Genomic DNA, 12,364 nt, shown 5'->3' on the forward strand with positions numbered 1-12,364 from the left:
AGTGAAAAATTCCAATTTGAACACGATTGTAAAACACCGCAAAAGTTTAATTTATAAGGTGTTGAGCGGTAATACAGTTGTAAAGGATAAAGATAACAAAATGGCTATAAAAAAACATTTGGCAGTTTCAAGTTTATTAGGTGCAAGCTTTGCAGCCCTAGGCCAAAACTCCTTTATTGTAGAAGATTTAAAAGTTGAAGGTTTACAACGTGTTGCTCTAGGTGCAGCGCTAACCCATATTCCGATCAACGTGGGCGATAATATTGATGAGTACACAATTTCAAGAACCATAAAGGCTCTCTATCGCTCTGGTCACTTTGACAATATTAAAGCGTTACGTGACGGTAATAACGTCATTTTTCGAGTAACTGAGCGCCCTACGATTAGCCTCATTGAGTTTGATGGTAACAAAGACATCAAAGATGAGCAGTTAAACGAGTCGCTAGACCAGCAAGATATTCGTACTGGTGAGCCGCTTGATAAAACGGTACTTGATAACATTGAAAAAGGCTTAGTTGAGTTTTTCCACAGTATTGGTAAATACAATGCAAAAGTGGAAGTTAGCATCACAAAGCTGCCACGTAACCGTGTAAAATTATTATTTAAGTTTGATGAAGGTGACGCCGCGTCAATTCGTCAAATAAACCTCGTGGGTAACGAATTATTCTCTGACGAAGAATTGCTAAAACTTGCTGAGTCACAACAAGACTTGCCATGGTGGAAGTTTATGTCGAGTGACCGTTATCAAAAGCAAACTATCGAAGGCGATTTAGAGAAAATTCGTAGTTACTACTTAGACCGTGGTTACCTGCGTTTTAATATCGATTCAACACAAGTATCGGTTAGCCCTGAGCGCGATTCTGTTTATGTAACCGCTAATATTACCGAAGGTGTAAAATACACCGTAAAGGGTTTTGACTTCATCGGTGATTTATTAGGTCGAGAAGAGCTAATTAAGAGTGTTATACCGCTAAAAACTGGTGAGCTTTATAATGGTTCAGTGGTTACGTCATCTGAAGAATTTATCAAAAGCTACTTAGCACGTTTTGGCTATGCAAACGCAGAAGTGCGCACCATTCCTGAGATTGATGATGAAAAGAAAGAAGTGCAACTGACACTGTCTGTTAATCCAGGTAAGCGTGTGTATGTTCGCCGAATCATTGTTGGTGGTAACCAAAATACTGCGGATGAAGTTGTTCGTCGTGAGATGACACAGCTTGAAGGTGCATGGCTTTCAAATCAAAATCTTGAGCGTTCAAAATTACAAATTCAACGTCTTCCATACATGGAAAGTGTTGATTTTAATGTGGTGCCAGTTCCCGGTGTTGACGACCAAGTTGATGTAGACTTTACGGTTAAAGAACAATCTGCTGGTAGCTTTAATGCGGGCCTTGCGTATGGTTCATACTTGGGTTTGCAATTTAATATTGGTGTGAGTGAATCAAACTTCTTAGGCACCGGTAACCAAATTGGCTTTAACATTAATACCTCACGTGGTTCTGAGCGTATCAGCTTGTCGTATACCGACCCTTACTTTACGCCGGATGGTGTATCGCAAGGAAGTAGTATCTTCTATAGCAACTATGATGCGAGCAAATTTAGTCTTATCGACTATAAATCGAAGAGTTATGGTATTGGTACCAACATTGGTTTCCCAATTGATGCGGTGAACCGTATTAACTTTGGTTTCCGTTGGATTCAAGAAGAACTGTCTGATATTGCAGAATATGAGCAAACACGTGTAATGCGTGAAACCTTCTTAGACCCAGAAAATCCAGATGCAGGTTTCGACTTTACCAAGTTTGAGCTGAGTGCAGGGTGGTCGCGTGTTACTGTAAACCGTGGTTTATTCCCAACAGCGGGTTCGCGTCAGTCACTTAACTTAACTGGTACAACGCCGAATTCAGATTTAACCTACTTTAAGTTAAATTATGATTCACGTTTTTACTGGCCAATCAGTAATGACCATCGTTGGGTATTCTCAACGCGTGCAGCCCTTGCTTATGGTAATGGTTATGGCACGACAAATGGTTATGACCAAACGCTGCCTTTCCAAGAGTTTTTCCGTATCACCGAGATGGAACTGCGTGGTTTTGACCGTAATACAATTCTACCGCGCGCGGTGTCTCGTCAGCCACAAAGCATTCCGGGCACACCACTGCCAGATGGCACAACAACAGGCAGTATTGGTGGCGCATCAGAATTTGATGTATTAATACCACAAGGCCGAATTGGTGGTAACGCCAAAGCAGTTGCAGGTATGGAGCTTATTGTTCCTACGCCTTTCTTAGATGAAGAAAACACCAGCTCTGTACGTACAAGCTTCTTCGTGGATGCTGCGAACGTATGGGATACAGAGTTTAACATTGACCGTTATCAAAACTTGTTACCTGATCAACGCGCTAAACTAGAGGATTATTCAGATCCTATGCGCTTTAGGGTGTCAACCGGTCTATCACTACAATGGATCTCTCCAATGGGTCCAATGCTGATCAGTTTTGCGTATCCATTGCAAAAAGAAGAAGATGACGATACGAAGACCATCAGCTTTAATATTAGTAATACATTCTAAAGGAGTTTTTTGTGAAAAAATCATTTAAATCAACAGCGTTTGCACTTCTTGCTACATTGTCTATGGGCCTATCTACGAATGCTTTTGCGCACAAGGTAGGGATTGTAGACATGCAAGAAATCTATAAACAAATCCCTCAAATGGCGAAAGTTGAACAAACACTTGAAGCTGAATTCTCAGAGCGTCGTCAGGAGCTTGAAAAGCTGCAAGGTGATATCCGTTTTGAAGCTGAAAAGTTCAAGCGTGAAGCAACGACAATGAGCGACAAGCAAAAAGAAGAATTACGTACTAAGATTCAAGGTATGCAACAACAACTTGCAGAAAAAGGCCGTCCTTTAGAGCAAGAAATCAAAATGCGTCAAAACCAAGAATTAGCGAAAGTACAAAAGCTAATCTTAGATGCAATTGAAGAAGTTGCTAAAGCAGGCAAGTTTGACGAAGTAAAAGTGAAAGAAACCACAATTTACGTTAACTCTAAAACAGTATCTGATTTATCAGATAAAGTAGTTGAAAAAGTAAGTAAGCAATAGAAACCATATATGCAAAACTACACGCTTTCGCAGATTGCGGATCTTCTGGGCGCCGAACTTCAGGGTGATGGCGCTACAGAGATTAAAAAAATATCAACACTTGCAAATGCCCGTACTGGGCATATTGCATTTTTAGCGAACAAGAAATATCGCTCGCAATTAGATGATACACAAGCCAGTGCGGTGATCTTATCACCTGCCGACGCTGAGTATTTTGCGGGTAACAAGATTATTGTTGCTAACCCGTACGTGTGCTACGCCAAGCTAGCTCAATTAATGGACACGACGCCACGCTCTGCTTCGACAGGTGTTCATCCGAGTGCAGTCATTCACGATTCAGCCTCAATTGGTGATAATGCCGCGATTGCTGCTAACGTCGTGATTGAAGCCGGTGCCGTGATTGCAAATGATGTGCAAATTGGCCCAGGTTGTTTCATTGGCGAAAATGCAAAAATAGGTCAAGGCACTAAGCTTTGGGCTAATGTCACTATTTACCACGACGTTGAAATTGGCAGTGACTGCTTATTTCAGGCGAATACCGTGGTCGGCAGTGACGGGTTTGGCTATGCAAATGAGCGTGGCGAGTGGGTGAAAATTCCGCAGCTGGGTCGCGTTATTATAGGTGATAAAGTTGAAGTTGGGGCATCGACCACCATTGACCGTGGTGCACTTGACGACACACTCATCCATAGTAATGTAATTATCGATAATCAATGTCAAATAGCGCATAATGTCGAGATCGGTTCAGGTACAGCCGTTGCTGGTTGCACTGTTTTTGCTGGCAGTACTGTGATTGGTAAGAATTGTCAGATTGGTGGCATGGTCGCAATTAATGGTCACATTAGCGTATGCGATGGTGCTATAATCACGGGCATGAGTATGGTGACAAAGGCAATCACTGAACCTGGGATCTACTCATCTGGTTTACCGCATCTAACCAATAAAGAATGGCGACGCAGTATCGCCCATATCCGTAATTTAGGTGATATGAAAGACCGCATTAAAGCACTTGAGTCACTGACAAAGTCACTCAATATTGAAGACAAATAAGGAAGCTATTTTGGCAAATGAATTAAATAGTCTTGATATCCAAGATATCTTGAGTTTACTTCCGCATCGTTATCCGATGTTGCTTGTTGACCGTGTACTAGATTACACGCCAGGCGAGTCGTTACATGCTATTAAAAATGTAACAGTGAATGAACCTATTTTTACGGGACATTTTCCTAATCAACCAATCTTCCCAGGTGTGTTGATTTTAGAAGCAATGGCTCAAGCGACTGGTTTACTCGGTTTTAAAACAGTTGAAAACCGTAGCGAAAATGAACTTTATTTATTTGCTGCGATTGATAATGCGCGATTCAAGCAACCCGTTTTACCTGGCGATACGATGCATTTGCATGTAGAGTTTGTAAAAGAGCGCCGCAATATATGGAAATTTGCAGCAGAAGCAAAAGTTGACGGCAAAGTAGTGTGTACTGCCGAAATCATGTGTGCGAGAAGAGAGTTTTAACAGTGATCCATCCTACGGCGATAATCGAACCAGGTGCGAAGCTTGGAAATAATGTTTCAGTTGGCCCATACAGCTACATTGGTAATGATGTAGAAATTGGTGATAACTGTATCATTGAGTCTCATGTGGTTGTTAAAGGCCCATCGACAATAGGTTCTGGTAACCATATTTTTCAATTTGCATCGGTTGGTGAAGCTTGCCAAGACAAAAAATATGCTAATGAGCCAACTACGTTAATTATCGGTGATAACAACGTAATTCGTGAATGTGCAACAATCCACCGTGGTACTATCCAAGACCAAGGCGTTACTAAAATTGGTAGCAATAACTTGTTTATGGCGTACACCCATGTTGCGCATGATGCCGTCATTGGCGATAACGTTATTTTTGCTAATAATGCATCTGTTGCAGGCCATGTACACATTGGTGATTGGGTTATCCTTGCTGGTAACTCGGGTATTCATCAATTTTGTAAAGTGGGTGCACATGCATTTGTTGGCATGTATTCAGGCGTTAACAAAGATGTTCCACCGTTTGTTACAACGATTGGTACCCCAGCAGGACCCGTTGCTATCAATACAGAAGGCATGAAACGACGTGGCTTTGAAAGTGATGAAATAATGGCAACACGCCGTGCGTATAAAACACTTTACCGTAAGAGCCTAGGTGTAGAGGAGGCAATCGCTGAACTCAGCGAAGATGCAGCAAAATACCCAGCCGTTCAGCTTATGATCGACTTTGTGAAAAGTTCTGAGCGCGGAATCATTCGCTAATCAATAGCGATAGACGAAAAGCCACCGACAGGTGGCTTTTTTGTATTTGTAGTTCAGGTTTTACTAAGCAATGATTTGCTAAATTTATTGATTAAAAAGGACAATCAATATGAACAAACTCTTTATTTTAGTGTTAGCGACCTTGCTAATGAGTGGCTGTAGTAGCGCACCTTCCGTACCAAAGGGCGCGATAGAAAAAGGTAAAGCGAGTTATTACGCTGACAAGTACCATGGTCGAACGACAGCAAGCGGGGAGGCTTTTAATCAACAAGCCTTGAGTGCTGCTCATAAAACACTTAAGTTTGGCAAACGGGTCAAAGTGACGAACCTTGCCAACAACAAAAGTGTGATTGTTACCATTAACGACCGCGGCCCATTTATTCGCGGTCGCATTATTGATTTATCTAAGCAGGCGTTTTCAGAAATTGCTTCCTTAAAGCACGGTGTGATTGACGTTACGGTTGAGCAGCTCGATTAAAAACGCGTGATCAGCTCAACATAATCAGCTTCGTTTGCAAGCAACTCTGCATGAGTGGCCACTGCTCTTATTTTCCCTTGCTCTAACCAAATGACCTTATCAACCCGGCTAAGCATGGCTGGGTCATGGGTAATAGTGAGCATCGTTTTATCTGCCCAAACTGTCTCAAGTGTATTAAGCAAATGGTATTTAGTGTGGTTATCTAAACTTTCTGTCGGTTCGTCAAGAATGACTAAATTACCGCGCCTTAATATGGCTTGAGCAATTGCAATACGGCGTGATTGACCGTGCGACAGCTTTCTACCTGCTATGCCTAAACGGGTATTGAGCCCGGCCTTTAAATTGTTAAGCCAAGAGCTGAGTTCTGCTTGTTCGCAGGCTTGAATAAGCATTTCATCTGTTGCATCAGGCGCTGCATAGAGTAGGTTTTCACGCAGAGTGCCATCAAAAATATGATGCTGCTGCGCAACAATTGTCAGTTGTTTAAAGCGTGCTGAAGGTGTCATGCTCTCAAGCTCAAAACTGTGCTCGTCTGTGGTCAGCTTTAAAGAGCCTGATTGCAGTGGCCAAAGACCGGTGAGTAAATTAACAAGCGTGGTTTTACCACTGCCACTGGCACCAACCAGCGCAACCTTGCTTGCAGCACAGACAGACACGTTGATGTTATTAAGTGCCTTACGTGTGCTTCCAGCGTATTGATAACTGACATTACTTAACGTAAGACCGAGCGCTGATTGATTGTCTATTTCATTTTGCTGTGTATTGGCTTTGCTGTGATTGTCTTCAAGTACGAACAGGCGCTCTGCGGCGCTTAAGGTCAGAGGTAATTCTATAAACGCTGTAGGCAGGGTGAGTACAGTTTCAAAGCTTGCTAGAACAAATAGCGCCAGCATAGCCAGTTCAACGTTTTTCATGGTGCCCAGAGAAACCAATGGAATAATCATAAACACACTTGCCAGCATAGTCAGTTGAATAACCAAGGTGCTTAAACCATTGCTGTTTGCAACCGCTTTATGGCGGCTATAGAGCTGAGCATTGTATTGTTGGCTTAAAGAATCACAATGCGTGAGTTGAGCGTTTTGTGCTTGATATACAGCAAGCTCTCTTGCCCCTTTTAATGTATCGGCAAGTTCAGCTCTTAATTCTGCACTAAGTTGTGTTTCGACATGCGCTTCTTTATGAAGTTTACGGCTTAGTAAAGCGGGGAGTAGCACCCCTATAACCATTAATGAAATAAAGCATAGCAATGCAACGTCGGCGTTATACGCTGCCATAAACGCCATCACAATTGGGATAGTAAAAAGCGCAACGATGATTGGTAGCAGCACATTTAAGTAAAACTTATCAAGCGCGTCGACATCGTTTTGTAATCGATTGACTAAATCGGCACTGCGGCTCATTGCTAAATCGACATTATTGAGCCGACTCAGTGTTGCGAACATTTTTACGCGAATCTCGCTCAATAATAAAAATGTCGCGTTATGTGTAATCATACGCTCGCCATAACGCGATGCGGTTCGTACAATCGCTAAAAAGCGGATCACGCCTGCTGGAGTAAAATAGTTCATCTGCACACCGGCAATGCCAGCGGCAGCCATCGCGGCTAAAAACCAGCCTGAAATAGCCAGTAAACCCACATTAGCCAGCACGGTTAAGCTTGCTAAAAAAGCCCCCAGTAACAGCATGCCAGCATGCGGTTTGCATAGTTTAAGTAAGCGTACAAAATTATGCATGGGCTTCACCTCGACTTACCAGTTTTGCAAATAGCCCCGCATCGTTGACCAGTTGTTTATAACGGCCCGACTCTACAATGCTGCCTTGCTGCATTACGTAAAGGGTATCAGCGTGCTTTACCGTATTAAGTCTGTGAGCAATGACCAAGACTAAATGATTTTTCGCATATTCACAGATTGCTTGGTTGATAAGCTGCTCTGTTTGGCTGTCTAAATGTGCTGTAGGTTCATCGAGTAGTAGAACTGGGGCATCTTTTAAAAATGCACGGGCAAGCGCTATGCGCTGTTTTTGCCCACCGGAGAGGCCTTCACCTTGCTCACCCAGTAAGGTATCAAAGCCATGTGGTAAAGCGTTAATAAATTCAAGTGCGCCCGCTTTACTGGCGGCTTCAATGAGCTCGTCTTGGCATGCATCAGGTTTGGCTAGACGCAGGTTGTCGGCAACACTTCGGTAAAATAAAGTGGCGTGTTGAGGGATCCATGCAAGCTGTGCATGCCAATCACTTAAAGCCGTGTCACTTAAGGGTTGCCCGTTGATGCTAATGGCGTGGTTAGCGTGATGATGAAAACCTAATAGGCAGTCAAATAAAGTACTTTTTCCTGAGCCACTTTCGCCAACAAATGCAATTAAACCCGTGTTAGGTAGTGTTAAATTGATATCTGTCACCCCTTCGTTTGTTTCGGGGTAGTGATAGCTAAGTGCGGTTAATTTTATGTCTTCAAGTGGTAATGGGAGAGGGGATGTACCCGTGTGATCATCTGCTTCACTGTGATTAATAATCTCGACCATATCAGCAGCAGCGCTGATACCTTCAAGTTTTGCATGGTAGTGGGTGCCCATTTGCCTAAGCGGTAAATAAAACTCAGGAGCCAGTAATAACACCACAAAACCAGTGGCAAAGTCGAGGGTGCCAAAGAACAGCCTAAAGCCAATGATAACGGCAACAAGGGCAACACTAATGGTGGCTAAAAACTCAAGGGCGAAAGATGATAAAAAGGCGACTTTCAACACCCCCATGGTCGCACCACGGTAATCATCAGAAATCTGACTTATGCTATTTAGCTCACGCTTGGTTGCATTAAAGAGCTTGAGTTGAGTCAGTCCTTGTAATCTGTCAAAAAAGTAATTTCCTAGTACCGCTAGCTGTTGCCAACGCTCTTGGTTTAACTGTTCAGCCTTATGGCCCACTAAAATCATAAAAAATGGGATAAGCGGGGCTGTTAATAGGAAAATGAGGCCCGCTTTGTAATCGGTTGGAAAAATCACCACTAATATTGCGAATGGAATAAGTGCACTGTAAGCCACACTTGGAATATAGTTGGCGTAATATTGATGCAGTGCTTCAACACCATTGTGTAAGGTATTAAGTGTAGCGCCGTGACCTTTTTGTTCACTGTAAGCTGGCCCAAGTTTGCTGAGCTTTTCTAGCAATGTATTTCGCATCACGTTTTTTATTTCTAACGCGGCAAGGTTACTCACGCGTTCACTTAGCGCAACCAACAAAGCACGAACTAAAATTAGCCCAGCAAGAGGCCATAATAAAGGGCTTACGGCTTGCAAGTTTGCTTGTTCAAACATGACTTGATGCGCGGTATTTGCAAGTAAGTAACAAGAGGCAATCATTAACAGGGCATTGAAAGTGCCCAGACTAATGCTTAATTTAAGCAGCCCAGAAGCGGACTGACTATACTGCTTTAAAAAAGCGCGCAGCGTTTGCTGCTGCGCGCGATTTGGTCGGGGTTTAGTTGTCATCGTTGTTTTTGAGTCTCGCGTACAGCTCTAGCTCATCATCAGCGATAGAATCTTTATGTTGATGAAATTCGTACCACATCACGTTAATTACCCCAAGTGTACAGGCTAATAGAACACCTAATATCCAGGCAAAATACCACATAATTAAATCTCCTTAATAGCTACCGTGAGTGTTGTTTTCGATTTCAGCGATAGTGACTTTTCGCCACATCTTCACATAACACCAGGTCGTGTAAGTTAAAATTAAAGGAACAAAAATAATGGCAACAACAAACATAACATTGAGGGTCATATGGCTCGAAACCGCATCCCACATAGTAAGACTAATATTTGGGTTGTTGCTTGAAGGCATAATAAACGGGAACATTGACATGCCTGCTGTTAAAATAACTCCAGCCAACATGATGCTTGATGAAACAAGTGCTAACGCAGGCTTTTGTAATTTAGATAACACAATAGCCAGTGCCGCCATCACAAATGTTAGCGCTGGGAAAAGCATCGTTAGTGGCATTTTTGTATAGTTATCAAGCCATGCACCAGGTGCCTGCGTTACTGTTTTAGCCAGAGGGTTCGCATAGCCTTGAGTGTCGCCCATGCTGACGATTGTATAACCGTCAATTTGCGATACCCAAACACCGGCCAAAGCAAACAATACAATAAACGCCATAAGTGCATATCGGCCATATTGTGCTGAGCGTTTGGCTACGTCTGCATCGGTACGAAGTTGCAGCCACATACCCGCGTGACCAACCAACATAAGCACACTTATTAAGCCAGCAACAATGGCAAATGGATTAAGTAAAGCAAAGAATGAGCCCTGATAGCTTACACGTAATAAATCGTCAATATGATAAGGCACACCTTGCAGTAGGTTACCAAAAGCAACCCCAAATACGAGTGCAGGAATAAAACTGCCTGCAAACAAGCCCCAATCCCAGTTATTTCGCCAACGGGCTGACTCAATTTTTGAGCGATAATCAAACCCAAGTGGTCTGAAAAACAGCGCAAATAAGACCAGCATCATTGCAAAATAAAAGCCTGAGAATGCAGCAGCATACACCATAGGCCATGCAGCGAATAATGCACCCCCAGCGGTAATAAACCACACTTGGTTACCATCCCAGTGAGCCCCGATGGTATTGATAACGGTTCGGCGCTCGATATCTGTTTTGCCAACAAGGCGGAGCAAAATAGCCACCCCCATATCCATGCCATCGGTAACAGCAAAGCCAATCAAGAGCACACCGATTAATACCCACCAGATTAATTTTAGTGTTTCGTAATCAAAGATCATGACTGTACTCCTTGGCCTGCTAGCGAGTCTTCTTTAATGAGTTCATGATGATATTTACCTGTGTGCAAAGAGCTAGGCCCTTGTTTAACAAAGCGCAGCATCAACCAACCTTCAACGGTTGCTAGACCGGTGTAAAATACAATAAAGCCCGTAATGCTGATCAGCAAATCATTTACCGTTAACGAGGAGGTTGCTAAAAATGTGGGTAATATTTCTGAAATTGCCCATGGTTGACGTCCATATTCAGCAACAATCCAACCAAACTCAATAGCAATCCAAGGTAATGGAATACTCCACACGGCGGCCCAGAGTAACCAGCGCTTATGCTCTATAACGCGTTTGGCGTTATAGTAAAAGGCCAGTACAAAGACCCCTAACATAATCACACCGCAGCCAACCATTATCCTAAATGACCAAAACATGGGCCCCACTTTCGGAAATGAGTCTTTCACCGCTTTCTGAATTTGCGCTTCTGTGGCATCAACCACATTAGGGGTGTAGCGTTTAAGCAACAGACCATAACCGAGGTCAGCTTTAAGTGTATCGAACTTGGCAATGTTCTCGGCGGAGTCATCACCACCACGCAATTTTTCGAGATACTCGTATGCTTGCATACCGTTACGAATACGTGTTTCGTGTTGTTTTTCTAAATCTTTGATACCCGTGACTTGTTCATCAATCGAACGTGTCGCAATAATGCCCAACGCATAAGGTATTTTAACCGCTGCATGGGTGACTTGCTGTTCAGAGTCAGGAATACCTACCAGTGTAAATGCTGCGGGCGCTTCTTCTGTGTGCCATTCAGCCTCGATTGTAGCCAGTTTAACTTTTTGCACTTCGCCTACTTCATAACCAGACTCATCTCCTAGTAAAATAACGCATAAAATAGAGGCAAGGCCAAAACCTGATGCAACAGAGAATGAACGTTTCGCAAAGGCCAAATCACGACCTTTGAGTATGTACCAACTACTGATGCCGAGTACGAACATTGAAGCCGCGACATAACCGGCAGACACCGTATGAATAAATTTAACCTGTGCGACTGGGTTGAATACTAGCTCCGCAAAGCTGGTCATTTCCATGCGCATGGTTTGATAGTTAAACTCTGCGCCCACAGGGTTCTGCATCCAACCATTGGCAATCAAAATCCACAATGCCGAAAGGTTGGTGCCTAAAGCCATTAAAAAGGTCGCTGCAAGGTGTTGGCGTTTTGTGAGTCGCTCCCAACCAAGGAAAAACATGCCGACAAAGGTCGATTCTAAAAAGAACGCCATCAACCCTTCAATAGCCAGAGGAGCGCCAAAAATATCACCCACATAGTGAGAGTAATAAGACCAGTTAGTACCAAACTCAAACTCCATAGTGAGACCAGTGGCCACACCAATCGCAAAGTTTATACCAAACAACTTACCCCAAAATTTAGTCATATCACGGTAAATTTCACGACCTGTCATCACATAAACGGATTCCATGATCACCAAAATCCACGTCATACCTATAGTGAGTGGTACAAATAGAAAGTGAAAGAGGGCAGTAATTGCAAATTGCAATCGCGATAGATCCACAAATGTTTCATCTATCATTGTTTAGCTCCTTATTAAAGGGTGCGGTAGACACGACAAAAAAAATATCTTTCAAAGTTTCAGTAATTACTGAAACTTCGTGAATATTAACCTTGTATCTATTTTAGTCAATAGAAAATAGGAAATTAATATGAT

The 12,364-nt window shown here is 42.9% G+C and carries 11 protein-coding genes; 6 read left to right on the forward strand and 5 right to left on the reverse strand.

Going from position 1 to position 12,364, the window contains the following annotated elements; all coding sequences use genetic code 11:
* Nucleotides 1–100 precede the first annotated feature (100 nt).
* From bamA to IT970_RS05480, 6 genes are all read left to right on the forward strand, one after another.
* Nucleotides 101–2,572: an outer membrane protein assembly factor BamA gene (gene bamA / locus IT970_RS05455; protein ID WP_118844131.1), complete on the forward strand. Its 2,472-nt coding sequence runs from the start codon at nucleotides 101–103 to the stop codon at nucleotides 2,570–2,572.
* Nucleotides 2,573–2,583: 11 nt separating this feature from the next.
* A complete protein-coding gene (locus IT970_RS05460; protein ID WP_036969722.1) occupies nucleotides 2,584–3,102 on the forward strand; it encodes an OmpH family outer membrane protein in 519 nt (172 codons plus the stop codon).
* A 9-nt stretch (nucleotides 3,103–3,111) separates the two neighbouring features.
* Nucleotides 3,112–4,152, forward strand: a complete 1,041-nt coding sequence (gene lpxD / locus IT970_RS05465; protein ID WP_118844132.1) for a UDP-3-O-(3-hydroxymyristoyl)glucosamine N-acyltransferase — start codon at nucleotides 3,112–3,114, stop codon at nucleotides 4,150–4,152.
* A gap of 10 nt (nucleotides 4,153–4,162) precedes the next feature.
* A complete protein-coding gene (gene fabZ / locus IT970_RS05470) occupies nucleotides 4,163–4,615 on the forward strand; it encodes a 3-hydroxyacyl-ACP dehydratase FabZ (RefSeq protein ID WP_036969715.1) in 453 nt (150 codons plus the stop codon).
* Nucleotides 4,616–4,617: 2 nt separating this feature from the next.
* Nucleotides 4,618–5,388 carry an acyl-ACP--UDP-N-acetylglucosamine O-acyltransferase gene (gene lpxA / locus IT970_RS05475; RefSeq protein WP_036969713.1) on the forward strand — a complete coding sequence of 257 codons (771 nt, stop codon included), beginning with the start codon at nucleotides 4,618–4,620 and terminating at the stop codon, nucleotides 5,386–5,388.
* A gap of 103 nt (nucleotides 5,389–5,491) precedes the next feature.
* Entirely contained in the window at nucleotides 5,492–5,866 is a 375-nt protein-coding gene (locus IT970_RS05480; RefSeq protein ID WP_118844133.1) for a septal ring lytic transglycosylase RlpA family protein, read from the forward strand.
* Here IT970_RS05480 and cydC read toward each other — a convergent pair.
* The 5 genes from cydC to IT970_RS05505 are packed head-to-tail and all read right to left on the reverse strand — an operon-like array spanning nucleotide 5,863 to nucleotide 12,229.
* A complete protein-coding gene (gene cydC / locus IT970_RS05485) occupies nucleotides 5,863–7,599 on the reverse strand; it encodes a thiol reductant ABC exporter subunit CydC (protein ID WP_065979756.1) in 1,737 nt (578 codons plus the stop codon). The two genes, IT970_RS05480 and cydC, sit on opposite strands and share 4 nt — an antisense overlap.
* The gene (cydD, locus tag IT970_RS05490) at nucleotides 7,592–9,352 is read right to left on the reverse strand and encodes a thiol reductant ABC exporter subunit CydD (RefSeq protein ID WP_196857662.1); all 1,761 of its coding nucleotides are present in this window, start codon (nucleotides 9,350–9,352) and stop codon (nucleotides 7,592–7,594) included. The genes cydC and cydD overlap by 8 nt, the downstream gene beginning before the upstream one ends.
* The gene (gene cydX / locus IT970_RS05495) at nucleotides 9,342–9,494 is read right to left on the reverse strand and encodes a cytochrome bd-I oxidase subunit CydX (protein WP_036969707.1); all 153 of its coding nucleotides are present in this window, start codon (nucleotides 9,492–9,494) and stop codon (nucleotides 9,342–9,344) included. The genes cydD and cydX overlap by 11 nt, the downstream gene beginning before the upstream one ends.
* A 12-nt stretch (nucleotides 9,495–9,506) precedes the next feature.
* On the reverse strand, nucleotides 9,507–10,646 hold the full coding sequence (cydB, locus tag IT970_RS05500) for a cytochrome d ubiquinol oxidase subunit II (RefSeq protein WP_118844135.1): 1,140 nt from the start codon (nucleotides 10,644–10,646) through the stop codon (nucleotides 9,507–9,509).
* A complete protein-coding gene (locus tag IT970_RS05505; protein ID WP_036969704.1) occupies nucleotides 10,643–12,229 on the reverse strand; it encodes a cytochrome ubiquinol oxidase subunit I in 1,587 nt (528 codons plus the stop codon). The genes cydB and IT970_RS05505 overlap by 4 nt, the downstream gene beginning before the upstream one ends.
* Between the last annotated feature and the right edge of the window lie 135 nt (nucleotides 12,230–12,364).

Source organism: Pseudoalteromonas sp. A41-2, assembly GCF_015767615.1.
GTDB lineage: Bacteria > Pseudomonadota > Gammaproteobacteria > Enterobacterales > Alteromonadaceae > Pseudoalteromonas > Pseudoalteromonas lipolytica.